The sequence below is a fragment of the uncultured Tenacibaculum sp. genome (assembly GCF_947498805.1).
Taxonomy (GTDB): Bacteria; Bacteroidota; Bacteroidia; order Flavobacteriales; family Flavobacteriaceae; genus Polaribacter.
The window spans coordinates 66,570-90,328 of the sequence record NZ_CANMLT010000011.1; the positions used below are offsets into that span (position 1 = coordinate 66,570).

At 31.0% G+C, this 23,759-nt stretch carries 27 protein-coding genes; 7 read left to right on the forward strand and 20 right to left on the reverse strand.

Annotation, left to right across the window (positions count from 1 at the left end; all coding sequences use genetic code 11):
- Positions 1-5: 5 nt before the first annotated feature.
- The 11 genes from Q0873_RS17520 to Q0873_RS17570 all read right to left on the reverse strand — a co-directional run bounded on the left by Q0873_RS17520 (position 6) and on the right by Q0873_RS17570 (position 9,952).
- The gene (locus tag Q0873_RS17520) at positions 6-818 is read right to left on the reverse strand and encodes an SDR family oxidoreductase (RefSeq protein WP_299109923.1); all 813 of its coding nucleotides are present in this window, start codon (positions 816-818) and stop codon (positions 6-8) included.
- A gap of 41 nt (positions 819-859) precedes the next feature.
- Positions 860-2,512, reverse strand: coding sequence for a DNA repair protein RecN (gene recN / locus Q0873_RS17525; protein WP_299109926.1), 1,653 nt, complete (start codon positions 2,510-2,512; stop codon positions 860-862).
- Between the two features lie 142 nt (positions 2,513-2,654).
- Complete coding sequence (locus tag Q0873_RS17530; RefSeq protein ID WP_299109929.1) at positions 2,655-2,897, reverse strand: hypothetical protein; 243 nt, start codon at positions 2,895-2,897, stop codon at positions 2,655-2,657.
- A 298-nt stretch (positions 2,898-3,195) separates the two neighbouring features.
- A complete protein-coding gene (locus tag Q0873_RS17535) occupies positions 3,196-4,083 on the reverse strand; it encodes a DUF4835 family protein (RefSeq protein ID WP_299109931.1) in 888 nt (295 codons plus the stop codon).
- Positions 4,076-5,287: a bifunctional phosphopantothenoylcysteine decarboxylase/phosphopantothenate--cysteine ligase CoaBC gene (coaBC, locus tag Q0873_RS17540; protein ID WP_299109934.1), complete on the reverse strand. Its 1,212-nt coding sequence runs from the start codon at positions 5,285-5,287 to the stop codon at positions 4,076-4,078. The genes Q0873_RS17535 and coaBC overlap by 8 nt, the downstream gene beginning before the upstream one ends.
- A gap of 2 nt (positions 5,288-5,289) precedes the next feature.
- Positions 5,290-5,610, reverse strand: coding sequence for a DNA-directed RNA polymerase subunit omega (locus Q0873_RS17545; protein ID WP_299109937.1), 321 nt, complete (start codon positions 5,608-5,610; stop codon positions 5,290-5,292).
- A 3-nt stretch (positions 5,611-5,613) separates the two neighbouring features.
- Complete coding sequence (gene bamD, locus Q0873_RS17550; RefSeq protein ID WP_299109940.1) at positions 5,614-6,435, reverse strand: outer membrane protein assembly factor BamD; 822 nt, start codon at positions 6,433-6,435, stop codon at positions 5,614-5,616.
- A 128-nt stretch (positions 6,436-6,563) separates the two neighbouring features.
- Positions 6,564-7,082, reverse strand: coding sequence for a ferritin (locus Q0873_RS17555; protein WP_299109943.1), 519 nt, complete (start codon positions 7,080-7,082; stop codon positions 6,564-6,566).
- Between the two features lie 367 nt (positions 7,083-7,449).
- Positions 7,450-8,325 carry a 4-hydroxy-tetrahydrodipicolinate synthase gene (gene dapA, locus Q0873_RS17560; protein ID WP_299109947.1) on the reverse strand — a complete coding sequence of 292 codons (876 nt, stop codon included), beginning with the start codon at positions 8,323-8,325 and terminating at the stop codon, positions 7,450-7,452.
- Positions 8,325-8,837, reverse strand: a complete 513-nt coding sequence (locus tag Q0873_RS17565; protein WP_299109950.1) for a hypothetical protein — start codon at positions 8,835-8,837, stop codon at positions 8,325-8,327. The genes dapA and Q0873_RS17565 overlap by 1 nt, the downstream gene beginning before the upstream one ends.
- 29 nt (positions 8,838-8,866) lie before the next feature.
- Positions 8,867-9,952: an esterase-like activity of phytase family protein gene (locus tag Q0873_RS17570; protein ID WP_299109952.1), complete on the reverse strand. Its 1,086-nt coding sequence runs from the start codon at positions 9,950-9,952 to the stop codon at positions 8,867-8,869.
- 76 nt (positions 9,953-10,028) lie between these two features.
- Between Q0873_RS17570 and Q0873_RS17575 the strand changes: the two genes are divergently transcribed.
- Entirely contained in the window at positions 10,029-10,418 is a 390-nt protein-coding gene (locus Q0873_RS17575; protein WP_299109954.1) for a DoxX family membrane protein, read from the forward strand.
- 77 nt (positions 10,419-10,495) lie between these two features.
- Here the strand turns inward: Q0873_RS17575 and Q0873_RS17580 are convergent, their stop codons facing one another.
- The 9 genes from Q0873_RS17580 to Q0873_RS17620 all read right to left on the reverse strand — a co-directional run bounded on the left by Q0873_RS17580 (position 10,496) and on the right by Q0873_RS17620 (position 19,004).
- Positions 10,496-10,954, reverse strand: a complete 459-nt coding sequence (locus Q0873_RS17580; RefSeq protein ID WP_299109956.1) for a GyrI-like domain-containing protein — start codon at positions 10,952-10,954, stop codon at positions 10,496-10,498.
- 55 nt (positions 10,955-11,009) lie between these two features.
- Entirely contained in the window at positions 11,010-11,711 is a 702-nt protein-coding gene (locus tag Q0873_RS17585) for a YafY family protein (RefSeq protein WP_299109958.1), read from the reverse strand.
- A gap of 8 nt (positions 11,712-11,719) precedes the next feature.
- Positions 11,720-12,376: a lysoplasmalogenase gene (locus Q0873_RS17590; RefSeq protein WP_299109959.1), complete on the reverse strand. Its 657-nt coding sequence runs from the start codon at positions 12,374-12,376 to the stop codon at positions 11,720-11,722.
- A gap of 11 nt (positions 12,377-12,387) precedes the next feature.
- Positions 12,388-14,385 carry an NAD-dependent DNA ligase LigA gene (ligA, locus tag Q0873_RS17595; RefSeq protein ID WP_299109962.1) on the reverse strand — a complete coding sequence of 666 codons (1,998 nt, stop codon included), beginning with the start codon at positions 14,383-14,385 and terminating at the stop codon, positions 12,388-12,390.
- A 15-nt stretch (positions 14,386-14,400) separates the two neighbouring features.
- The gene (locus Q0873_RS17600; RefSeq protein ID WP_299109963.1) at positions 14,401-14,850 is read right to left on the reverse strand and encodes a hypothetical protein; all 450 of its coding nucleotides are present in this window, start codon (positions 14,848-14,850) and stop codon (positions 14,401-14,403) included.
- 1 nt (position 14,851) lies between these two features.
- Positions 14,852-15,430: a hypothetical protein gene (locus Q0873_RS17605; protein ID WP_299109965.1), complete on the reverse strand. Its 579-nt coding sequence runs from the start codon at positions 15,428-15,430 to the stop codon at positions 14,852-14,854.
- A gap of 126 nt (positions 15,431-15,556) precedes the next feature.
- The gene (locus tag Q0873_RS17610; RefSeq protein ID WP_299109967.1) at positions 15,557-15,952 is read right to left on the reverse strand and encodes a hypothetical protein; all 396 of its coding nucleotides are present in this window, start codon (positions 15,950-15,952) and stop codon (positions 15,557-15,559) included.
- A gap of 97 nt (positions 15,953-16,049) precedes the next feature.
- Positions 16,050-17,492, reverse strand: coding sequence for a glyceraldehyde-3-phosphate dehydrogenase (locus Q0873_RS17615; protein WP_299109969.1), 1,443 nt, complete (start codon positions 17,490-17,492; stop codon positions 16,050-16,052).
- Positions 17,493-17,624: 132 nt separating this feature from the next.
- A complete protein-coding gene (locus Q0873_RS17620) occupies positions 17,625-19,004 on the reverse strand; it encodes a trypsin-like peptidase domain-containing protein (RefSeq protein WP_299109971.1) in 1,380 nt (459 codons plus the stop codon).
- 136 nt (positions 19,005-19,140) lie between these two features.
- Between Q0873_RS17620 and dapF the strand changes: the two genes are divergently transcribed.
- The 6 genes from dapF to Q0873_RS17650 all read left to right on the forward strand — a co-directional run bounded on the left by dapF (position 19,141) and on the right by Q0873_RS17650 (position 23,731).
- Positions 19,141-19,917: a diaminopimelate epimerase gene (dapF, locus tag Q0873_RS17625; RefSeq protein ID WP_299109974.1), complete on the forward strand. Its 777-nt coding sequence runs from the start codon at positions 19,141-19,143 to the stop codon at positions 19,915-19,917.
- Entirely contained in the window at positions 19,918-20,439 is a 522-nt protein-coding gene (locus tag Q0873_RS17630) for a GNAT family N-acetyltransferase (RefSeq protein ID WP_299109977.1), read from the forward strand.
- Complete coding sequence (gene mltG, locus Q0873_RS17635; protein WP_299109979.1) at positions 20,432-21,463, forward strand: endolytic transglycosylase MltG; 1,032 nt, start codon at positions 20,432-20,434, stop codon at positions 21,461-21,463. The genes Q0873_RS17630 and mltG overlap by 8 nt, the downstream gene beginning before the upstream one ends.
- Positions 21,464-21,686: 223 nt before the next feature.
- Positions 21,687-22,265 carry a peptidoglycan-binding protein LysM gene (locus tag Q0873_RS17640; RefSeq protein WP_299109981.1) on the forward strand — a complete coding sequence of 193 codons (579 nt, stop codon included), beginning with the start codon at positions 21,687-21,689 and terminating at the stop codon, positions 22,263-22,265.
- A 165-nt stretch (positions 22,266-22,430) separates the two neighbouring features.
- Complete coding sequence (locus Q0873_RS17645) at positions 22,431-22,652, forward strand: hypothetical protein (protein WP_299109983.1); 222 nt, start codon at positions 22,431-22,433, stop codon at positions 22,650-22,652.
- An 83-nt stretch (positions 22,653-22,735) separates the two neighbouring features.
- A complete protein-coding gene (locus tag Q0873_RS17650) occupies positions 22,736-23,731 on the forward strand; it encodes a hypothetical protein (protein WP_299109986.1) in 996 nt (331 codons plus the stop codon).
- The last annotated feature ends 28 nt before the right edge of the window (positions 23,732-23,759 follow it).

Consider the following 23,759-nt stretch of genomic DNA (forward strand, 5'->3'; position numbering starts at 1 on the left):
AGTGATTACTCTTCTATAAATTTCTCCATTACAGCATCACTAACTCCCATATTAGAGAAACCTCCATCATGGAATAAGTTTTGTAAAGTAACTTTCTTAGTTAAATCTGAAAATAATGAAATTGTATAATCAGCACACTCCAAAGCTGTAGCATTTCCTAATGGAGACATCTTCTCTGCATAAGAGATAAATCCATCAAAACCTTTTACTCCTTGACCAGCTGTAGTAGGTGTTGGAGATTGAGAAATCGTGTTTACACGTACTTTATGATCTCTTCCGAAGAAATATCCAAAACTACGAGCAATTGACTCTAAATATGCTTTATTATCAGCCATATCATTATAATCTGGGAATACTCTTTGTGCAGCCATATATGTTAAAGCTACAATACTTCCCCATTCGTTCATTGCTTGTTTATTATATAAAACATTCATTGTTTTATGGAAAGATACTGCAGAAACATCCCATCCTTTTGTTGTAAAATCGTATTTAGAATCTGTGTAATGACGTCCTTTACGTACGTTTACCGACATACCAATTGAGTGTAAAACAAAATCTATTTTACCTCCTAAAATCTCCATAGACTTTTCCACTAAATTCGTTAAATCATCCATTGAAGTTGCATCGGCAGGAATAATTTCAGAATTAGTTTTAGCAGCTAACTCTTTAATCTGTCCCATACGCATTGCAATAGGAGCATTAGTTAACACAAACTCTGCTCCTTCTTCGTGAGCACGTTCTGCTACTTTCCAAGCAATAGAGTTTTCATCTAAAGCTCCGAAAATAATTCCTTTTTTTCCTTTTAATAAATTATACATACTGTTTGTTTTAGTATTTAGTTTTGTTAGGCAAATATAGTTTAATTTAGTAATTCTTTAGCATGAGTTAAGGCACTTTCAGAGAAGTCTTTTCCACTTAACATTTCTGCTATCTCTTCAATTCTTTCCTGAGTAGCTAGTAATTTTAAGTTAGATTCGGTAACACCATTGACTTCGGATTTGTATACCTTGTAGTGTTGCACTCCTTTGGCCGCTATCTGAGGTAAGTGTGTAATTGTAATTACCTGCATATGATTACTCATTTGTTGCATAATAGCTGCTATTTTATTAGAAACTTCTCCCGATACCCCTGTATCAATTTCATCAAAAATAACTGTTGGCAACTTACTATTTTCTGATAATATCTTCTTGATCGAGAGCATTATTCTTGATAGCTCTCCTCCTGAGGCTACTTTTTTTAATTCTCCGTAGTTCCCTCCTTTATTTGCAGAAAATAAAAATGATAATTGATCTTTACCGTTTGCAAAATATGAATCAGACAAACTTACTTCAATTAAAAAACTAGCGTTTGGCATTCCTAAATCTGTCAATAAAAGTTCCAACTCTTTTTTCAATTTTGGAATCACTTTATTACGAGCATTAGAAATTTTTTCTGCCAATCCATCCAACTTTTCAGCTACTTGTTCTATTTCTTTTTCTTTATTTGCAATAATACTTCCGGCATCCTCAACCTGTGCTACCTTATCTGCTAAATTTTCATGAATCTTTTGCAATTCTTCTATAGAACTCACAAAATGCTTTTTTTGCAAATTATAAATCAATTGCAAACGATCATTCAGTTCTTCTATTTCTGTTGGATTATACTCTATTAACTCATTAGCATTTTCAATTTCTTTGGCTACATCATCAAGTTCTATTTTGATACTAGAAATTCGATTGCTTAATTCTTCATACTCCTTTGAGAAAGAACTTATTTTATGCAAGTTATTTTCTAGTGAATATAACATGGTTTGAATTCCAACTTCTTCATTTACCGTTTTTTCAAGAGCCTCAGATAAGTTTAACTTAATTTCTTCTACATTATTAAGTTTATCTAACTTCTCTTCAATCATTGCCTGCTCACCAAGCTGCAAATCTGTCTCTTCGAGTTCTTTAAACAAATGTAAATTGTATTCGTATTGTTGCTTCGCTTCTTCTTGAGAGTTTAACAACTCTTTTAGGTCTTTTTGTAAACTGTTATACTTTTTTAACCCTCTTTTATACGATGCTATTTTTGTATGATTCTTAGCCAAAACATCAATAATATGAAACTGAAAATTACTATCAGACAATTCCATTGTTTGATGTTGCGAATGAATATCTAACAATTTTGTTTTTAAAGATTGTAATACAGATAAGTTTACTGGAGTATCATTAACAAATGCTCTTGATTTTCCTGAAGGTAAAATTTCTCTTCTAATAATAGTTTCGCTTTCAAAATCTATATCTAATTCTTCAAATAATTCTTGAAGGTTATAATTGGCTATAGAAAATTGTGCTTCTATTACACATTTTTTATCTGTATTTTTTAAAGAAGATAAGTCGGCTCTATTACCAGTAACCAATCCCAAAGCTCCTAATAAAATAGATTTACCTGCTCCGGTCTCCCCTGTAATTATCGATAATCCATTGGTCAAATCAATTGATAACTGATTGATTAACGCGTAGTTTTGTATAGTTAAATGTGCTAACAAATTTTACTCTTTAAAAAACAATAAAAGTACGGATTTTTAACAAACTAAAAAGAGAAGTTTTTTAACTAAAAACTATATGAATTCTTTTAAAAATCAACAATGAACTTCGTTATACAGGCAATATATCAACTCTCTTATTACTCTATTTACTGTAATCTTTTATAAACAATACAGACATGGTCAATAGACCACTCGATATAAAACTCATAAGAAATAGTACTACAATATTCATATCAATACCTGCAACTATTATTTTTACAGTGGTTATCAATAACAAGTTATTTTGTTCAAAAACACTTATTGGAGGCATATCTTGATAAAAAAAATAGTTACCAATTACAGCTATTGCTAAAGACGAAATTAACAGCCATTTAAAATGTTTCATTGATTTTATTTAGTGATTGATTATCTACATTAAATTCAAATGAGCTGCCAAACATTATCGCTCATTACTTACTTAAATTCCTTTTCATTCAAAAATGAATAAGGTCTACATCTTATAAAAAACTGGAAGGTTAAAGAATCTATGGGTAGTAGATTTATCAAACAGATAATACTATCTGATATCGATTCTCTAATAATCACACTAATTTAAAAACTTTTTGTTCAAAAGACCAATTAATTACAAATAAAAAAGCCTACTGTTTAATACAGCAGGCTTTTAATAATTATATAGTTATTTACTAATTAATCTTTTTCCATTTATCTGAATATGTTGGGGAAACATCTCTTAATATCCCAACCATTTTAGCTTGATTACTTGAAGGTCTTCCATCAGAGAAAACACTTACTATTTCATCAGATTTTGCGTCTAAAAACACTCGAATCATATAGTTTCCTACAGTAATATTATGCATCTTTTCGAGCTCTATAACTGAATTTTCAATAGCTTGCTTTGCCTTCGTTTCATCTTCTGAAAAATAGTCAAACCCTTGACGATGGTAATTGTAGTATATTTTGCGTAATGTTTCAAACTTTGAAGACAATAACCCATCTATCAAAGCAAATCTATTCTGCTTTCCTACTTGATTTTGCCAATTAGTATCACCACTTTGCTGTGCTTGTAACATTACATTTTCTGCTTGTTTAAGATATTCTTGCCCTCCTTTTAAAGCAAAAGTATCTGCATCAACTCCTAATATAGTATAGATATAAAAAACAATGGTTGATATTAAATTTGAATCAAATCTTGTTGGATTGAATAATAAAGGATCAAACTCATTGTACTCGAAATTGAATCCCGTATCGTTAATATTTAATATTGGCGTTGCATATGAAGAACCATACACAGGTCTTGTTGATTGAATTTGTAAGCTTGATAAAAACTGATTATTATTTTGCTCGTTTATAATGATTGTAAACGCACAATTAATACGTTCTTGTGCTTTAAAGTTTTTATTTGTCCATTTCGTTTGGTTAATAAACTCGGTTAATGCTTTTTGTAAAGTTTGATAAACTTGCTTATTTGAACTTTGTACTTTATCTGCATTAATGGTTACCAACGCATTTATTTCTTGCGCTTGTACAAACGATGAAATGAAAAAGATGACTCCTAATAAAAACTTACCCATGTAATTTTTGAATGATTTCGTTAATTATATCTTTAGATACTTCTTTCTTAGACTTTAAAGGAAATTCTTTCTTATTAAAATCTGCATCAATAATAGTGATTTTATTTGTATCTGTCGCAAAACCAGCTCCCTTATCTCGTAAAGAATTTAACACAATTAGGTCCAAATTCTTACGTTCTATTTTACTTTTTGCATTTTCTTCTTCGTTATCTGTTTCTAAAGCAAAACCAACTAACAGTTGCTTATTTTTAGTTTCTCCTAACGATTTTAAAATATCTTGGGTAGGTTCTAACGCTATATTTAACGCTGCTTCCTTCTTTTTTATTTTCTGAGTAGCAACATTTTTTGGTCTGTAATCTGCAACTGCTGCTGAAAGTATAGCCACATCAACATCTTTGTAGTATTTATGACAAGCATCATACATTTCTTTGGCAGACTTTACATCGATCCTATGAACAAAAGAATGTGTTACTGTTTGGTGTGATGGTCCTGAAACCAAAATTACCTCGCCACCTAAATTTGCAGCTGTTTTAGCTATTTCAAATCCCATTTTTCCAGAAGAATGATTTCCTATAAATCTTACTGGATCAATAGCTTCATATGTAGGCCCTGCTGTTATTAAAACTTTCTTTCCTCTTAATGGTAATTTAGAAACAATATCTTTTTCTATAAAACCTATAATATCCTCAGGTTCTGCCATTCTTCCTTCTCCAACTAATCCACTTGCTAATTCACCAGAAGTAGATGGAATCATAATATTTCCAAAGCTTTGTAATCTTTCAAAACTTGTTTTTGTTGAAGGATGCTTATACATATCTAAATCCATTGCAGGGGCAAAATACACAGGGCATTTTGCCGATAAATAGGTAGCTAATAGTAAATTATCACAGGTACCATTAGTCATCTTAGATAAAGTATTCGCTGTTGCTGGGGCAATAATCATTAAATCTGCCCATAAACCTAATTCAACATGATTATTCCAAAGTTCATTTTCGTCTTCAGAATCATAAAAAGTTGAATGTACCGGATTTTTTGATAAGGTAGATAAGGTAAGAGGTGTTATAAAATCTTTCGACGCAGGAGTCATTACTACTTTGACCTCTGCGCCTGATTTTATAAATAAACGGACTAAATTTGCTGTTTTATATGCTGCAATTCCTGCAGTAATTCCTAATAAAACTTTTTTCCCGCTAAGTACAGACATTCTTATTTCTTGTCTGAATTTCTAAAATAGATTTTTTCTTCTAACCACTCCTCTACTGCAATTGCATGAGGTTTAGGTAAACGCTCGTAGAATTTAGAAACTTCTATCTGCTCTTTATTTTCGAAAACTTCTTCTAAGCTATCGTTGTAAGTAGCAAATTCATCTAATTTATCAATTAACTCTTTTTTAAGGTCAGAATTAATTTGAGTAGCTCTTTTCGCTATAATCGAAATAGCTTCATAGATGTTGTCTGTTGGAGTTTCTATTTGTTCCTTGTTGTAAGTTACTGTAGATACAGGTGCCTTAGTTTCTTTATAATCCATCACTTAACTTTTAACTAATTGTTCTTGTTCTTGTTGTAATGCCGTAAGCATATCATTAGATTCTCCCATAAATTTAGATTCTGGGAAATTCCTCTTTAATTTATTGTAAGCCTTAATAGCTACCTTAATTCTTTCTTCTTTTCTCCTCTTCGTACTTCTCATTGCAAAGTCGTGCGCGGCTTTCAATCTATAATATAGGGCTTCTTCTTTAAAAGAAGTTCCTAAATAATCTGACAATAAATTATCAAACGCTACGATTGCTGCCTTATAGTTTCTTGGATAAGTTTCAGCCGTTCTATAGTACGTTTTAGCTATTTCAAAAGCTTTCTTTTCAAGCTTATATCTTAACTCACGGTAATACTCATTTGCTTCTTCAATTTTATCCGAATTCGGATAAGCATCTATAAACGCTTGAAATTTTTCTAAAGCTTTATTCGTATCTGTAGGGTCTAAACTATATCTAGGAGCTGCTTTATAATATCCTAAAGCAGATAAAAAAGCTGCTTCTTCTCTTTTAGAACTCTTTGGATAGTTTCTTGAGAAACGTTCAAAATAATATCCTGCTAAACTATAGTTTTTAACATTAAAATTAGATTGAGCTACCATATACTGAATACGTTCCATTTGTGGTTTCCCTCTATAAGATGGAACGATCTTTTCAAACAAACGAATGGCTTTGTTGTACTTTTGTGCTTCGTACATTTTTGTAGCCATTTTATATTGCTCTTCTACAGTTCCTTTATTCAATACTTTTTGATATTCTCCACATGAAGACAACAATAAAGTAATGACTAATAAATACGCTAAATTTTTAATTTTTTGCATTCGGCAAAATTAATGATTAATTATGGATTATTAAAACGATTTTTTACACATCAAATTGTGTACCGCAATAAACCATAATTTATGTTAGTAAAAAGGTAAAGAAACCCTAAATGTTTGTTAATCTTAAATTATTGCGGCGCAGCACCTCCTGCATCTGCTCCAACTAATTGCTTTACATCATTATCAAACAAATACAAACCACCTTTATCATCACCAATTAGATTAATCTTATCTAAAATATTACGTGCTAAAGCTTCTTCCTCGATTTGCTCAGAAACATACCATTGTAAAAAGTTATGAGTTGCATAATCTCTTTCTTCTAATGTTATATGCACTAAATCGTTAATTGATTTTGAAACCATTACTTCATGGTCAAATAACTCCTGAAACATATCTTTAAAAGATCCAAATTCTGTTGGTGGTGCTGCTAAATCAGATACTTTAGCATGTCCTCCTCTTTCATTTACAAATTTAACTAATTTAAGCATATGCATGCGCTCTTCATCTGAATGTGCATACATAAATTGAGCTACTCCTTCAAAACCTTGAACTTCTGCCCAACATGCCATTGATAAATATACTTGAGATGATTCTGCTTCTAATTTTATTTGTTTGTTTAATGCCTCTTCTATTTTCTTTGATAACATAATTGATCTTATATTTTTATAATACAAATATGCTAAAAAAAGCTGTAAACCTATCGCAGTATTTCTAATTTAATAATGTTTCTATTTTATCGTATTCTCTTATTCAAAAAAAATAAAAAAAGAGGGTAACATATTTCTAAATCTAGAACATAAGTAAAAAATTGCTTTAAAAAGAAATTAAACTTTACTGTGATTTTACGATTTCGAGATACCCCCTAATTCCATGTTAAGAAAATGTACGTCTAGTAATTTTTAGTAATTATTTTCTTATGCTTAGAGGTCTATTGTATTTCACTTTACAATAGACACAAAAAAGACCATAGTGTTTATACTATGGTCTTTTAATTATTTTTAGAATACAATTCTTTTATAAGTTATCTATAAAACTCCCTATTCTATGCTGTAAATCTTTACTTGCAGGTACTAATGGTAAACGTACCTTATCTGAGGTAATCGCTAACTTCTTTAACACTGCTTTAATTCCTGCAGGATTATTTTCTTCAAAAATTAAATCTATAACATCCATTAATCTATAATGTATACCGAAAGCTTCTTTAGCTTTTGCTTCCAATCCTAATTGAATCATTTGAGAAAATTCTTTTGGTAAACCTTGACCTATTACCGAGATAACTCCCGCTCCACCAGCTAAAACCACACCTAAAGCTAAATCGTCATCTCCTGAAATGATCAAAAAGTCTTCTGGTCTATCTTTTAACAAGCTATAATATTGTTGTTGATTATTTCCTGCCTCTTTCACTCCAATTACATTTGCAAAATCATTTGCTAAACGCAACGTAGTAGCTGGTTCCATATTTTTAGCTGTTCTTCCAGGTACATTATACAAGATAACTGGTTTAGGGCTTGCCAATGCAACTGCCTTAAAATGTTGGTAAAAACCTTCTTGAGTTGGCTTACTATAATACGGTGCTACTGATAGTATTGCATCAATTTCAGATAAGTCTAACGTTTTTAACTCCTCAACAACCGTTTGTGTATTATTTCCTCCTACTCCTAGAACTAGCGGTAAACGTTTATTATTTACTTCCGCAACAACTCTAATGATTTGTTCTTTTTCTTCTTTTGTAATTGTTGCGCTTTCTCCAGTGGTTCCATTAATTACTAAATAATTAGTACCGTTTTCAATATTATAATTTACTAACTTTTTTAATGCATCATAATCTACACTTAAATCTTCTTTAAATGGAGTTACTAATGCTACACCAAGCCCATAAAACTGTTGCATTATATTTTATTTAATATGGTTAAATACTTTTTTAATTCTTCATTCAAAACTGCTTCATTAAAAGCTTCATCAGACACTACAATATCAAATAATCTATCATCAATATTTGCAAATCCTGCTTTCAATTTAGCCTGCGACAACAAAGTTACCATATTTGTAAAAATATTAGATGATTTGGTATAATTAATAAGCAAATCATACTCATTTTTAACGAAGTTTTTAAGATTGTCTGATTTTAAACTTGCTTTAAAACCAAAATCATTATCAGTAAAAAATTCAGAAGAAGCTTCTTGTTTTTTTGAATATTCTCTAAAAGTAAAAACGGATATTTGTTCGTTTGTAAAGGGAAGTTTGTTGGTTAAGTTAGCCAACACAATGTTTATGAGAGATTCGTTATCTAATACAATCGCTACTTTTTTTATTTTATTAGAGTCTTGACGCTTAATGACCGTTTTACGAATCATTTTGTCAAATACTTTTTGAATAGACTTTTGTTTAAGTTTGGATATCATTGTTAAAAATTGCGGACGCTAAAAATACACTATTTATTACTAATTTCTAAAAGAATAAATTGATTCAATTGTTTCCCATATACTTGAAAATTATCATCAGAAACCAAAATAACTGATTGGTTTCCGTTCGATAAGTCAGGACCGAAAGTTATCCCTTCTATGTTATCTATAATCCCATCTGTTAATTTTTCTTGAACTGTACTAAAATCAATTAATAATTCTTTCTTTAACGGTACATATTTTTGATTTTTTAAGGATGTTATTTCTAATGTATTCGTTGTTTCTTTTTCTACAGAAGCTTTAAAAATTCGTACCACATTACCATAACTCCCGTAACCACTTTGATAGATTCTTTCTATTACAAAAAACACTCCTTCTTTATATTCCAAGATTGAAGTTACTCCATTGAGGTTCACGTTACCTTTTGAAGGTTTATCAATTTTCTCTAATTCATAAGCATATTGCTTCTCAGCTTCTTTCTTTTCTTTATTAAAGTATGTTATTCTAATTGGTGATTGTGTTTTATGAAATGTTGGTTCCTCTCCATCAACTTCTAAAGGTGCTTCCATTGCAACCCAAAAACCTTTGTTATCAACACTTTTACAAGAGCCTTCAAAAACCCCATTGTGTTTTGGTTGTCCATTTGAATTTGCTTTGAAATATGAAGGAATTGAATATTTTTCAATCTTTGAATTTTCTATATCTACTGAAAAAACAGATGGATCTTTTCCCTTTCTAATAGAACCTTCAGAAACTAAATTAAATTCCCCATCTGCATCTATAAAAATAGATTCTAAATCCAAAAAATGCTCTTTATAAAAACTAGAAGTAGTATCTCTAAGCTCAATAACTTTTTTAAAGTTTACCGAAGTAATTTTATCATTTTCAATTTCAATATCTGCGGTTAAAATTCTAGGATTTCGAGCATCATCAACTACCATATAATATTCACCATTATAACCATCAATTCCCGATAAACCTCCTATAGTTGTATTGCTTAAACTAAGTGAATCTTTAACTACATATTCATCAATATAGGTAAGGGTAATTTGTTCTTTTTTACAACTAAGAAATGTAACTATAAAAACAAGGGTGTAAAGTATTTTTTTCTTCATAATGCAAAAATACTATTTAATTAATTCGTGTAAGGATTAAAAAGCAATTCGTCTAAAATTGTAAAACCAATATATAATGAATAAGTATCTACCTATAATTTTAAAAATTATTGCTGCAATTATTATGCTGCAAACATTGTTCTTCAAATTTACCGGTGCTCAAGAAAGTGTTGATTTGTTCACTAAACTCGCTGGAGAAAACGAAGCTTTGATGCGAATTGGAACTGGGGTTTTGGAGTTAATAGCTTCTATTTTACTATTTGTTCCCAACAAGACTTGGTTAGGAGCTTTTCTTACCGTTGGTTTAATGGGAGGGGCTGTTATGAGTCATTTAACAAAGATTGGTATTGAGCATAATGGAGATGGTGGCGGATTGTTTATTTGCGCTGTTATAACTTTAGTTGCAGGAGGTATTTTACTTATATTAAATAGAAAGAGTATTCCTATTATAGGAAATAAATTATAGTTTTTAATTTAATTTGATTTGTTAACCATAAGCGGTTTTAGAGTTATTCTAAAACCGCTTATTTTTTCTCCTAAGATTTACTCTATTGCAATAAAAATTTCTGCCTCACCATCAGTAGGATTTTGTGCTTTACTTCCATACACTTCAAAGTCTGCTGAATATGTTCTTTGAAGGTCTGAATTCCAAATTTTCATCCATTCATTTACCACAGCATCCTTTGTTAAATCTCCCTTAGCTATGAATTTCTTGTAATTCGCAGTTTCAATTTTACTTCCAATCATTCCTTCAGGAATATCATTTAAGTTTTCTACTCTGTATCCTAAAATCATGGTATATGGCTTGGTATGATCTTTTTCATAATCGGTATATACCGCATAACTTTCTTCTCCTATTCTATTAGAAAGTTGATCACCTACCTTTTCTGTCATAAATCGTTGCCATAAAGCAGGAATGTCTTGCATTGCTTTTCCATTTTCATTTGTAGTTCTAACGGAAATTCCAACTACGTAAAATGCTTCTTTTTTTAATGTGTTCATTGTTTTATATTTTAATGTTTACACAAAAATAGAAGCAGACCATGACAAGGGTTTGTCAGGGGGTATTGTATTTTTCTTCACAAATTTTAAAATATTCTTCTAAGGTTAAATTGTGAGGTTCAAAATTTGCTCCCGTATATTGCATATTCTTTATACAATCAATCCTAAAAGCTCGAAACTCATTTCGCAATCTGCAAAAAGCAATTAACAACCAATTTAAATTGGTGCTATACATAGCAAATGGCTCTACAATTCGTTTGGTAAATTGATTTTGAAGTGATAAATATTCTAATTCTATCAAATGAAAGTTTGTAATTGCCGTTTGAAGTTCCATTAAATAACTACTAGACCTTTCATTATCTTGATTCATTCGAAAAACAATTCTTTTCGATAACAAATCTGCTTTGTCTTTTTGTGAATATTTTAAAACGGCTTTAATCTTAGTAATGGCATTGCTATAGTTATCTACAAATGACGCATCTTTATTTTTTAATATCAATTGCTCTGCTGTAATTAAAGCATTGGCTTCTTCCTCTGAAAACATTACAGGAGGTAATTGAAATCCTTCTTGTAAAGAATATCCTTTTCCTTCTTCTACTACGACAGGAACACCAGAATCTTCTAGTGTTCTTATATCTCTATATATGGTCCGAATACTTACTTCAAACTTCTCTGCTAATTCTCTAGCAGTAAGTAGTCTTTTTGACTGTAATAAGGTAACTATCTTGGTTAACCTAGTAAGTCTCGGCTTTTCCATTGTATAATTTAATTACTTTTTGCTATCAATGCTTTTACGATTAAGTATTGAGCTACTATATACAAAACGATAATCGAAATATCGAAAAGTCTTTTAGGAGTATAGAAGTTATTCAATGCTATTAAACTATCTGAAGCAATAAACAAAACAGCTCCTAATAACAACCAAGAACTTGAGGTAGACTTACCTTGTCTATAATGTAATAAAGCAGCTGTTCCAAAAGTTGATATCGTTATTCCATATACAATCACAGGAACTAACATTTCTCCTAGATTTACATAGATTAAACTTAACAAACCAATAAATAATACTACAAATGGAATGGCAGATGTAATCATTTTGGTAGTGAGTTCTTTATGTAACAGATCTGTCACAATTTTTATATAAATAACATGTGCTAATAAAAAAGAAGCTAACCCAAAAACAAAAAACTTCTCTTTATTCAACAAAAACACATCTCCCCAAAACGAAAAAAACAAGGCGGACAATACCCAAAAACTAGGTTTCTTAACCGACACTAAATACACTACCGCTAGGGTTGTCATTAGTAAAGGTTTAAAAATCATTTCTAAATTTTTGTTTTGTGTGATTACCGCATACACATCTGCGATAGCCGCTATTAAAAAGACAAGGCTAGCCAGCGTAGTTTTAGTTTGTTTGGTCATTGAATTATTTTTTAGTTTATCATATCAATAAAATCCTGTTCCGAAATAATTGGTATTTCAAGATTTTGTGCTTTCTCTAACTTACTTGGTCCCATATTATCTCCTGCAACGACATAACCTGTTTTTTTGGAAATAGATGAACTTACCTTTCCTCCATTATCTTCAATGGCCTTTTTCAGCTCATTTCTACTCATCTGGTGAAATACTCCTGAAACCACAAATACTTTTCCTGCTAATTTATCGGTTTGTCCTTCTAAACTCTCCGCTGAAATTTCTAGTTGTACACCATAAGACTTCAATCTATCTACTAATTGAATGTTTCCTAAATCATTAGAAAAATCAATAATACTTTGTGCTATTCTATCTCCAATTTCATCGACCGCCACTAAGGTTTCAAAATCAGCAGCCATTAAATTATCAATCGACTTAAAATGTTTGGCTAATTTTTTAGCTACAGTTTCTCCTACGAATCGAATTCCTAATGCATACAGTACTTTTTCAAACGGAATTTCTTTAGACTTTTCTATTCCGTTGATCATATTTTGTGCTGATTTCTCTGCCATTCTCTCCAACGGAATTACTTGATCTACTTTTAACTCATATAAATCAGCATAGTTCTGAATCAGTCCTTCTTTTCTTAATAGGTCAACCGTTTCTCCTCCTAACCCATCAATGTCCATTGCTTTTCTACTAATAAAATGCTGAATCCTACCCGTAATTTGAGGAGCACATCCAAATTCATTCGGACAGTAATGTTTTGCGTCTCCTTCTGTTCGTATAAGTTCTGTATCACATTCTGGACAATCAGTAGCATATACTGTAGGTTGAGAATCGTTGCTCCTTTTGGTAAGATCTACTTTGATTATTTTTGGAATAATCTCCCCTCCTTTTTCCACAAAAACTGTATCTCCTAAACGAATGTCTAATTTTTCAATCTGGTCTGCATTGTGTAAAGAAGCTCTCTTTACCACTGTTCCTGCTAAATGCACTGGTTCCAAATTGGCTACAGGTGTTATAGCCCCTGTACGTCCAACTTGATAGGTAATTTCATTTAACACTGTTGAAACTTGCTCTGCTTTGAATTTATATGCAATAGCCCAACGTGGTGCCTTTGAGGTATAGCCTAATTCATCTTGCTGTTGAAAAGAATTTACTTTAATCACTACTCCATCCGTTTCATATGGTAAGTCATGTCGTTTCTCATCCCATTCATTTACAAAGGCTAGTACTTCTTCTATTGACTTTTTTAATTCTATAGTTTTCGGCACTTTAAATCCAACACTACGAGCAGCTTCTAAACTTTCATAATGTGAAGCATACTTACGTTCATTCGTTACAACCTGATATAGTAAACAATCTAACGGACGCTTTGCTACCTCTCCACTATCTTGTAGTTTTAAACTTCCACTTGCTGTGTTTCTAGGATTTCTATAAGGCTCTTCTCCATTAGCTACCCTTTCCTCATTCATTTTATTGAATCCTTCAATTGGCAAAATAATCTCACCTCTCATTTCAAAGTCAGAAACAAAATCGCCATTAGGTACTAAGGGAATTGATTTTATGGTTCGAATATTTGTAGTTACCTCATCTCCTTGAAAACCATCTCCTCTGGTAACCGCTCTAAGGAATGCTCCATTTTCATAGGTTAAATTTATGGAAGCTCCATCGTACTTTAACTCACAAGTATATTCAATATCGGTGGTTCCTAATATCTTTTGAATTCTCTTTTCCCAATCTAACAAGTCTTCTTTAGAATAAGAATTATCCAATGAATACATTCGGTTTTTATGAACGATTGTTTCAAAATTCTTTGTAATATCTCCTCCTACTCTCTGCGTTGGCGAATTTGCATCAAAAAATTGTGGATTCTCTTCTTCTAACTTCTCCAACTCCTTCAGCTTCATATCAAATTCATAATCTGAAATAGTTGCATTATCTAACACATAGTAATTATGGTTGTGTTGACGTAATTCTTCTCGTAATTCTTGTATTTTTTGTTCGATTGTCATTCTAATAATTAGCTTTTACCCTTCAGGATTAAAAATCCCTAAAGCCATTTTAATATCTATATCGGTATTTACTCCCTCTAAAATTTGTACTGAATCTTTTTGTTGAAGTACTACACCATAGTCTAATTCCTTTTTATCTCTGTCTATATAAAGCGTGTCTTTTTTTGAATCAATCAACGCAACCAAGCGTTGTTCCACAAAATAGATTTTATACTGCTCTTTTTGTTCTTTATAAAATTGATTTGCATAGTAGTTAAAGTCTCCATCTACCTCAGCAATTCCTTCAACATCTTTGAGTTTTTCATTTAGATGTTTTTCTAAAGGTTTAAGAAACAATATGCAGTCATCCTGCACATAAAAAACAGGTCTCGTATCAATATTACCTTGAGATTTTATTTCTTTCTTTGTTTCTGCATTCTTACATCCAATGCTAACAATGAACAACAATAGTAGTATTCTTCTCATTCTACTTTTTTACTGTTCCCGTTAAAAAACTTGGTCCTTTAGGTAAAGGACTACCTGCAGAACGACGGAAAGATACTATTTGACCACAATGCCATATTGCATCTGCTATTGGTCCGTTTAATTGATTCCAAAATGGATATTCAGCAACTTCTCCATTTCTTCTAGGTATCTTCATTACAAACTTTGATAAATCGTCTGAAGCTTTTAAAATATCACTTGCTTTTTTAAAGTTTTCTAAGGTTAATTTTCTCATTTCTGCAAAGGTTAATGAACCTTCCTTTGGAAAACTCATTTCAGTTCCTTCAACCGCACTTAATGTCATGATAGATAACACCAAAATATGATCTACTGTATCAAACAAACTTCTAGCATCTTTACTCGGCTTAAACTTTAAATCTTCCTCCTTTAATCCTTCTGTTGCCCAATAATAACGAAACCCTAATCCATCTACCAATCTACCTGCTACAGTTCCTTGCGTAAACTCTTTTGGAGCTTCTGGTATTTCATAATATGGTAAATCTTGTGCATTCATAGCCATAGAAAATATAAATAATAAAAAAGATGTAATAATTGTTTTCATACTCGTAGTTTAAGGGCTAAGTTAAAGAAAACTTTTGAGTATTTTATTGGGGATATCTTTCTATTATCAACAAAAAAACCGAAGCATTTCTACTTCGGTTTTTAACTATTCTAACATTATATAACACTATCTTCTCAAGGTCATTGTATACACAACGTCTCCTTCAGTTGCAGAAAATAATAGTTCTTTATCATTTAATTTTTCAATCTTGAATCCGGCAGCTAATGCCTCTTCATCTTCAAATGTTACGGCTTTCTCCTCTTCATCAAACTTCCACACACCTTCTTTTTGATCATTACTCATTTGAATTTGATACTTTCCATCTGCATAAAAATGCATCCAGCTTTCTTTCTGAGTAAAATCTTCTTTCTGTTCTCCTATTTGAACAGAACTTACTGACCACTTACCAGCAGTTAAAAAATCTAGCTCGTTAATTTCTTGAGCGTACGTAAAGGTTGAGATAATTAAAAGGAATGAGAAAATAGAGAATACCTTCACAAAAAGTGTAAGTACTTTTTTCATAATTTGGGGATATTTAGGGGTTTACGTTTCAAAAATAACAAAAAAACCGAAACATACAAATGTTTCGGTTTTAATTTTATTTATTTCTTAAACTATGTTAATAGTAAGTATAACGACGAACCTTAGCAATATGCTTCGCTAAACGCATTACTTGATGCGAATATCCATACTCATTATCATACCATACATAAATAACAATAGTATCTCCATCTGCAATAGTTGCTTTGCTATCAAAAATTGAAGGAGCTGTTGTTCCAACGATATCAGATGATACTAATTCATTACTTAATGAATATTGAATTTGCTCTACTAAGTTTCCTTCTAAAGCATTTTGCTTCATAATTGCATTTACAGATTCTACAGTGGTTGTAGAGTTTAACTGTAAATTTAAGATAGCTAATGATCCATTTGGAACTGGTACACGAATCGCACTAGAAGTTAACTTACCTTCTAAAGCTGGTAATGCTTTTGATACTGCCTTTCCTGCTCCAGTTTCTGTAATTACCATATTTAAAGCTGCTGCTCTACCTCTACGGTATTTCTTATGCATATTATCAACTAAGTTCTGATCGTTTGTATATGCATGAATTGTTTCTAAGTGCCCTTTCTTAATTCCGAAGTTATCTTCTAATACCTTTAATACTGGTGTAATAGCATTGGTTGTACAAGAAGCTGCTGAGAAAATATCGATATTATCTGGATTGTTTTCTAAGTGATTTACTCCATGAACAATATTTGGTATCCCTTTTCCTGGTGCAGTTAATAACACTTTACTTGCTCCATTTGGTACCAAATGACGACTTAATGCTTCTTGATCTCTAAATGCTCCTGTATTATCTATAATTAAAGCATCATTGATTCCGTATGCTGTATAGTCAATATCTTCTGGCTTTGCAGCAGAAATCATATATACAGTAGTTCCATTAATGATTAAAGCATTGTTTTCAGCATCTACTTGAACTGTTCCTAAGAAATCTCCGTGTACTGAATCAATACTTAATAAAGAAGCTCTTTTTTCTAAAACTGCCTCATTAATTTCTCCACGAGTAACTACAGCTCTTAAACGTAATTGAGAACCTTTACCCATTTTACTACTTAACTCACGAGCTAATAAACGTCCGATACGTCCAAAACCATACAATACAACATCTTTTGGTTGGATATCTGCCGCTCCTGTAGCATCTGCCAATTGATTTTTTACAAAATCAACAGTGTCTATAGCGCTATCTTCAGCTAAATGATACTCGTAAGCTAATTTACCTATATCTAATTTTGAAGCAGGTAAGTCAATTGATTGAATTGCTTTAGCTATAGCTAAAGCATCTTCAATGGTAATTGGCTTTGCTACAAACTCCTTTGCATAGTTGATCAAATTTAAAACCTCACTAGCTCTTTTATCTACCAATGGATTTCTAAATAATACTAACTCAATTGATTTATCATACCATAAATCATTAACGATATTAATAAACTCAACCGTAGCTCTTCTTACCTGTGCTTGATTTACTACTTCTTTTTCGTAATTTGTTATTGTTGACATAGTTGTGTGTTAACTAAATTTAAAAATTTGGTGCAAAAGTAGTTATTTCAAACGATTTCGTACACCTTTTATAAAAGAAAAAATCTCATCAAAATTTGATGAGATTTTATACTTATAATTTAAACTTTATTTTTAATATCTAAATCTTTCAACTTGCCCTGAAGGACTTACCATTTCTAACAACAATCTTTTGTTTCTGCTATAATTAGTATCCAACATCTTAACAGCTTCTTTAGCTGATGACACTTGTTTTCCATTAATCTTTGTTAAAATATAACCTTCTCCAACATCAAACTGTTTGAACGCAACATTTTCAGTTCTTTTAATTTTGGCCCCTCCTTCTATTTTAAACTTTTGCTTCTCTTCTTTAGTCACCTCTTCAAACTCTGTTTGTAATACCTGACTAATTGGTAATTCTATCAATTCGGTTAACTCTACTACTTTTGTTAATTCTTCTCCATCTCTATCAACAGTTACATTGATATATTCTCCAGGTCTTTTTGCGGTTAACTGTCCTTTTAAATCTGAATATTTAGAAATCTTTACATCATTTACTTTTGTAATAACATCCCCGTCTTTCAAACCAGCTTTTCCTGCTCCTCCATCTTTAAATACCTCTCCAATTTTAACTCCTTCAATAGAAGAATCTGTTAAATCTGGTCTAAAACCAATCAATGCTTGTTGTACTGATCCAAATTCTAATAAATCGTCTACAATTTTCTTAGTGATATTCGAAGGTACCGCAAATGAATACCCTATAAACGAACCTGTTCTCGAACTTATAGCTGTATTAATTCCAACCAATTCTCCTCTTGTATTTACAAGCGCTCCTCCACTGTTACCTGGGTTAACTGCAGCATCTGTTTGTATAAAGGCCTCTATATTTTTATTTCCATCTAAATCTCTTCCTTTTGCACTAACGATTCCTGCTGTTACCGTTGATGTTAAGTTATATGGATTTCCAACAGCTAATACCCATTCTCCAATTTTTACATTATTTGAATTTGCGAATGGTAAATTTGGTAAATCTCCATCTACATCAACCTTTAATAGAGCAATATCATTTTTCTCATCAGCTCCAATTAACTTAGCTTTGACTTTTTTTCTATTATTTAAGGTTATTTCTATATCAGTTGCGTTTGCAATAACATGATTGTTTGTTACAATGTATCCATCTGGTGAAATAATTACTCCGCTTCCTGTACCTACTTGTTTATACTCACGTGTTCCATTTCCTCCAAAAAAGAAACTATACGGATCTTGTTTCGTGCGTACAGCTGTATTTTTAACATGCACTACCGCATTCACTGTCTTCTCTGCTGCTTCTGTAAAATCGGTTGGTGTAGCTGTTGCATTCACTACTGTAGGCGTATAACTCGCTTTTACAGTTTGTATTGATGGTTCTGCTTGTTCTACAATAACCTGAGGCTTTTCAATTAACATTTTGTAGCCTGTAAGCGCAACTGCGCCACCTATAAACGCTACTCCTAATATTCCAAAAAATTTCTTCATATGCTTACAAATATTTTATAGTTCAAATATACATTTTTAACATTTTAACAAAATACGTTTAACTTCAATTTAACGCATTTTAACCGCTATTTAACACACCTGTTTTACTCTATAAATATGTATCTTTGCTGGTGCAATGATTTTAGATTTTTATAAATATCAAGGAACAGGAAACGACTTTGTTATAGTCGATAACCGTGCAAAAACCTTTCCAAAAAATAACCTAGCATTAATTTCTAAATTATGCGATCGTCATTTTGGTATAGGAGCAGATGGTGTGATGTTATTAGAAGAGCATGAGACATCTGATTTTCGAATGATTTACTACAATGCCGACGGAACGCAAACAATGTGTGGTAATGGTGCAAGATGTATGGTGGCCTTTGCTAAGTATTTAGGTATTATCGATTCTAAAACCAACTTCACCGCTTATGATGGTGAGCATTATGCTGAAGTATCTGAAGAAGGGATTGTTTCTTTACATATGATTGATGTAGACAAAGTAAAGATTCATGACGATTATGTTTTTGCAGATACAGGCACACAGCATCATGTTGAAATTGTTGAGGACTTAACCAACTTTCCAGTTTTTGAAAAAGGTAAAAAAATAAGATATGATGTTTATGGTGCTCCTGGAAGTAATGTCAACTTTGTACAACAATTAGATGCTAAAACCTTTAGAGTAAGAACTTATGAAAAAGGTGTTGAAGATGAGACCTTAGCTTGTGGTACTGGTGTAACCGCCGTGGCTTTGGCAATGCACGCTACTCATAAGACAACTGAAAAAAATATTACACTTCCTGTAGAGGGCGGAATACTTTCGGTGAGTTTTGAAGAACATAATGGAACTTATTCTAATATCTACTTAAGCGGACCAGCCACATTTGTTTTTAAAGGACAAATTTCGATTTAAATGGAAAGTTTAATAGGACAACATATTCGTTTACGAGCTCTAGAACCTGAAGACCTTCAGTTTTTGTTTGATATTGAAAACAACGAAGAGTTTTGGGAAGTTAGTCATACTCAAACTCCATTTTCAAAATTCTTACTTAGGCAGTATCTAGAAAATGCTCATTTAGATATTTATGAAGCTAAGCAATTGCGATTGGTTATCGAAACTGAGCACAAACAAGCTGTAGGAATGATTGACTTATTCGATTTCAATCCACAACATAAAAGAGCTGGTATTGGTATTTTAATTCATCCTAGTTTTCAAAAAAACGGATTTGCATCAGATGCTTTACAATGTTTGATAAAATATTGTTTCAATCATTTGAATTTACATCAATTATATGCTAATATTACAGCCACTAATCAAAACAGTTTGGATTTGTTTAAAAAACATCAATTTCAACAAATCGGAATTAAAAAAGATTGGATTTACAGTAACAAAACATATAAAGACGAGATACTTTTTCAGTTAATCAATGAATAAAAAAATTATATACATATCAGTTTTAGCTTTATTTGCTATAGGTGGAATTATCGGATTTAACTTTTATCAAAAAATATTTGGTACGGCTGTTAAAAAAGACGGAGCCATATATATTGGTTCTAACTACCATTTAATAGATGTAAAAAAATTATTGACTGAGTATATAAACAAACCTGAAAATTTTGTTTGGGTGGCTGAAAAGAAAAAATTCACCAAACCTAAAGGAGGAAAATACCTACTTAAAAAAGGGATGAATATGAATGATGTGGTGAATTTATTAAGAAGCGGAAACCAAACTCCGGTTAAGGTTGCTTTTAACAATCAAGATAGCTTAGAAAAATTAGCAGGTAGAATTGCCCAACAGATTGAAGCAGACTCTACTGCTTTGATTAAAGCTTTTACAGATGCTAACTTTTTAACTAAAAATAACTTTACTGAGAAATCGGCATTGGGTATGTATATTCCAAATAGTTATGAATTATATTGGAATACTTCTGCTGAAAAATTTAGAGATAAGATGTTACGAGAGTATAACCGTTTTTGGAATACTTCTCGATTAGAAAAAGCAAAAAAACAAAATTTAACTCCACAAGAAGTTATTACACTTGCTTCTATTGTTCATAAAGAAACAGTTCAAAAAAGTGAACGTCCAACTGTTGCAGGACTATATTTAAATCGCTTAAGAGATGGATGGCCTCTAGAAGCAGACCCTACCATTATTTATGCAAAGCAACAACAAGACAAAAGCATTGTTATTAAGAGGGTTTTGTTTAAATATATTGAAGAGACTAAAAACTCTCCATATAACACTTATAAAAACAGAGGCTTACCTCCTACTTTAATTGCAATGCCAGATATTTCTGCCGTTGATGCTGTTTTAAATCCAAGAAAGCACAATTATTACTTTATGTGTGCTAGCGTAGATAAAATTGGGTTTCATGACTTTACCAACTCTCTGGCACAACATAATCGCAATGCTGCAAAATATCAGAGATGGATTAATCAACAGGGAATTAAAAAATAATTTTAACAAAAATTTATTTTCAAAAGGATTTGTTAAATTTTATCAAGTTGATAATTATTCTTTAATTCTATTCATATCCTCATAATAAACACACCGTTTTTTTCCTATTTTGACAATATGAAAAACACTGTAAATTTCTGATTTTTAGTTTATTACACTTATTTGACATACCTTTGTACCGCTAAACAGAAAGAAATTTATTATTAGAAATTTAGTATTAATTATGATAAGCTTTGTATTACTAAGCGGTTTTACAAAACTTAAAACAACAAAAAAGGGGAAAACTACAACTACTACAACCGCAACGGTTACTTTTTTAAACGAAGTTGAAAAAGTAAACATTCCTTTTTTACAAAATGACTTTGTAGGTTTTAAAGAAGCAGTTGCTTTTAAAGAGTCGCAAGGTAGATACAGAATCGTAAATAAATTAGGTTATTTAGGAAAGTATCAATTCGGTAGAGAAACTTTAAAACGTTTTAGAGTTTACAACACACAACAATTTTTAACGAATCCAGAATTACAGGAAAAAGTATTTATTGCTTATTGTAAGGTAAACAAATGGATTTTACGTAAAGATATTCGAAGAAGTGTTGGAAAAACAATAAACGGAATAAAGATTACTGAGTCTGGTATTTTAGCAGCTGCTCATTTAAGTGGTGCTGGTAATGTTAAAAAGTATTTGAGATCAAATGGTCAAAACAAATTTAAAGATGCTTTTGGTACCTCTATAGAAACCTATATGAAGAATTTTGGGGGTTATGATGTTTCTAACATTAATGCCAACAAAAAACCAATAGTTTAAAAACTAATTAATTGTTTCAAGAAAGCATCAATCTTTAGATTGGTGCTTTTTCTTTTTATAAAACTTTCATTCGGAAAACCATTTATATCATTTGGAAATGTTTTTCCTTAAAACTTTAACTATCAAATTACTTTAGAAAACAATTAACCAAATAAATTATAAAGTATGTTATTAAAAAAGATGTTAAAAGAAAGTGGTATTAAAGAATTAAGTAAAGAAAACTTAGTAAGCATTAATGGTGGTGCCAACGATTATTATTGTTGGGACGCCAAAGGAAACACTTTTAATTCAAGTACAGATGTATCTTCTTCTTCTGTGCACTGTACACCAATTGCAGTTGTTGAAGAAGATGTGCACCTGTATCCTTTTGACGGTATCAGACCTTAAAACAAAGAAGCGAACTAAATGGTTCGCTTTTTTGTTTAGTATACTTCACACTACTACAGCATATATTTTCTATATTTATACTTATGAAAAAAATTGCTTTACTTTTAATTATTACAAGTTTTTTTGCTTGTCACGAAAAATTTGAACCTCATAAATTCAATGGATTCTGGTTTCATAACGATAATACTGACAACCGCTTTAACTTACCTTCCGTTATCTTTAAAAACGATTCTGCTTATTTTTTTGATGTATATCAATACGCAAAAAAAAGTAAGTATAAAATTCACAATAATCAAATATCATTCTTTTTTAAAAATGACACTCTGGTACAAAAAGTTACATTCGAAAGTAAAAATTTGATATTATATCTAGACAACCATAAATACAACCTCTGGAAAAATAACTCCATCTTTAACGACATTATAGACCATGATTTGATTGGAGTAAAAACTAAAAGTAAAATACAATCAAATTATATTAAAAGGTTTGAAAGTGGCTTTCACATTTTTAAAGATACTACTGACTCATTAACTTTTAAGTTAGATAACACTTATACTCATAATAAAGAAAAATTAATAGAATTTATTCTTCATAATACTAATGCTCACTTTGATATACCTAGTTTTGTTATTTATATTGGAAAAGACATAACACTAAAAGACCTCATTACATCCTGTTATCAAGAGTTGTTTTTAACTAATCTTAGACAAGTATTATTAATTACAGATTTCGATTTTGAAAAAAATACGTATTCTGGTATCATTGAAAGATTCGATTTTTGGGATTTTCAAATTCAAAATTATATTTCAATAAATAAATTAAGTCCCTATCCAAGACAACCATTATTAAAAGAAAACAATAAGGATTATTATCTCGAAAAATATTATCCAAAACAAATTACAATAAACACCAAAGAAGATTTTCATTTATTGAATACATCATTAGATAAACAAAATCTTCTTATTAGTATCAATCCAAACTTAGACTTGAAAGATTACTTTGAATTAAAGCAATTAATACAGGCTATAAAAAAAGATAGAAAAATAAAAGTTCGAACCGAATTTATTTTATCCTCTTAACTTAGTAAGTATCCTTACCTCTCTTTCA

What these genes read in the sequence shown, in the direction of transcription:
- Q0873_RS17520 (WP_299109923.1), bottom strand. Translation starts at nt 818, where the DNA reads ATGTATAATTTATTAAAAGGAAAAAAAGGAATTATTTTCGGAGCTTTA.
- Q0873_RS17530 (WP_299109929.1), bottom strand. Translation starts at nt 2,897, where the DNA reads ATGAAACATTTTAAATGGCTGTTAATTTCGTCTTTAGCAATAGCTGTA.
- Q0873_RS17535 (WP_299109931.1), bottom strand. Translation starts at nt 4,083, where the DNA reads ATGGGTAAGTTTTTATTAGGAGTCATCTTTTTCATTTCATCGTTTGTA.
- coaBC (WP_299109934.1), bottom strand. Translation starts at nt 5,287, where the DNA reads ATGTCTGTACTTAGCGGGAAAAAAGTTTTATTAGGAATTACTGCAGGA.
- Q0873_RS17545 (WP_299109937.1), bottom strand. Translation starts at nt 5,610, where the DNA reads ATGGATTATAAAGAAACTAAGGCACCTGTATCTACAGTAACTTACAAC.
- bamD (WP_299109940.1), bottom strand. Translation starts at nt 6,435, where the DNA reads ATGCAAAAAATTAAAAATTTAGCGTATTTATTAGTCATTACTTTATTG.
- Q0873_RS17555 (WP_299109943.1), bottom strand. Translation starts at nt 7,082, where the DNA reads ATGTTATCAAAGAAAATAGAAGAGGCATTAAACAAACAAATAAAATTA.
- dapA (WP_299109947.1), bottom strand. Translation starts at nt 8,325, where the DNA reads ATGCAACAGTTTTATGGGCTTGGTGTAGCATTAGTAACTCCATTTAAA.
- Q0873_RS17565 (WP_299109950.1), bottom strand. Translation starts at nt 8,837, where the DNA reads ATGATATCCAAACTTAAACAAAAGTCTATTCAAAAAGTATTTGACAAA.
- Q0873_RS17570 (WP_299109952.1), bottom strand. Translation starts at nt 9,952, where the DNA reads ATGAAGAAAAAAATACTTTACACCCTTGTTTTTATAGTTACATTTCTT.
- Q0873_RS17575 (WP_299109954.1), top strand. Translation starts at nt 10,029, where the DNA reads ATGAATAAGTATCTACCTATAATTTTAAAAATTATTGCTGCAATTATT.
- Q0873_RS17580 (WP_299109956.1), bottom strand. Translation starts at nt 10,954, where the DNA reads ATGAACACATTAAAAAAAGAAGCATTTTACGTAGTTGGAATTTCCGTT.
- Q0873_RS17585 (WP_299109958.1), bottom strand. Translation starts at nt 11,711, where the DNA reads ATGGAAAAGCCGAGACTTACTAGGTTAACCAAGATAGTTACCTTATTA.
- Q0873_RS17590 (WP_299109959.1), bottom strand. Translation starts at nt 12,376, where the DNA reads ATGACCAAACAAACTAAAACTACGCTGGCTAGCCTTGTCTTTTTAATA.
- ligA (WP_299109962.1), bottom strand. Translation starts at nt 14,385, where the DNA reads ATGACAATCGAACAAAAAATACAAGAATTACGAGAAGAATTACGTCAA.
- Q0873_RS17600 (WP_299109963.1), bottom strand. Translation starts at nt 14,850, where the DNA reads ATGAGAAGAATACTACTATTGTTGTTCATTGTTAGCATTGGATGTAAG.
- Q0873_RS17605 (WP_299109965.1), bottom strand. Translation starts at nt 15,430, where the DNA reads ATGAAAACAATTATTACATCTTTTTTATTATTTATATTTTCTATGGCT.
- Q0873_RS17610 (WP_299109967.1), bottom strand. Translation starts at nt 15,952, where the DNA reads ATGAAAAAAGTACTTACACTTTTTGTGAAGGTATTCTCTATTTTCTCA.
- Q0873_RS17615 (WP_299109969.1), bottom strand. Translation starts at nt 17,492, where the DNA reads ATGTCAACAATAACAAATTACGAAAAAGAAGTAGTAAATCAAGCACAG.
- Q0873_RS17620 (WP_299109971.1), bottom strand. Translation starts at nt 19,004, where the DNA reads ATGAAGAAATTTTTTGGAATATTAGGAGTAGCGTTTATAGGTGGCGCA.
- dapF (WP_299109974.1), top strand. Translation starts at nt 19,141, where the DNA reads ATGATTTTAGATTTTTATAAATATCAAGGAACAGGAAACGACTTTGTT.
- Q0873_RS17630 (WP_299109977.1), top strand. Translation starts at nt 19,918, where the DNA reads ATGGAAAGTTTAATAGGACAACATATTCGTTTACGAGCTCTAGAACCT.
- mltG (WP_299109979.1), top strand. Translation starts at nt 20,432, where the DNA reads ATGAATAAAAAAATTATATACATATCAGTTTTAGCTTTATTTGCTATA.
- Q0873_RS17640 (WP_299109981.1), top strand. Translation starts at nt 21,687, where the DNA reads ATGATAAGCTTTGTATTACTAAGCGGTTTTACAAAACTTAAAACAACA.
- Q0873_RS17645 (WP_299109983.1), top strand. Translation starts at nt 22,431, where the DNA reads ATGTTATTAAAAAAGATGTTAAAAGAAAGTGGTATTAAAGAATTAAGT.
- Q0873_RS17650 (WP_299109986.1), top strand. Translation starts at nt 22,736, where the DNA reads ATGAAAAAAATTGCTTTACTTTTAATTATTACAAGTTTTTTTGCTTGT.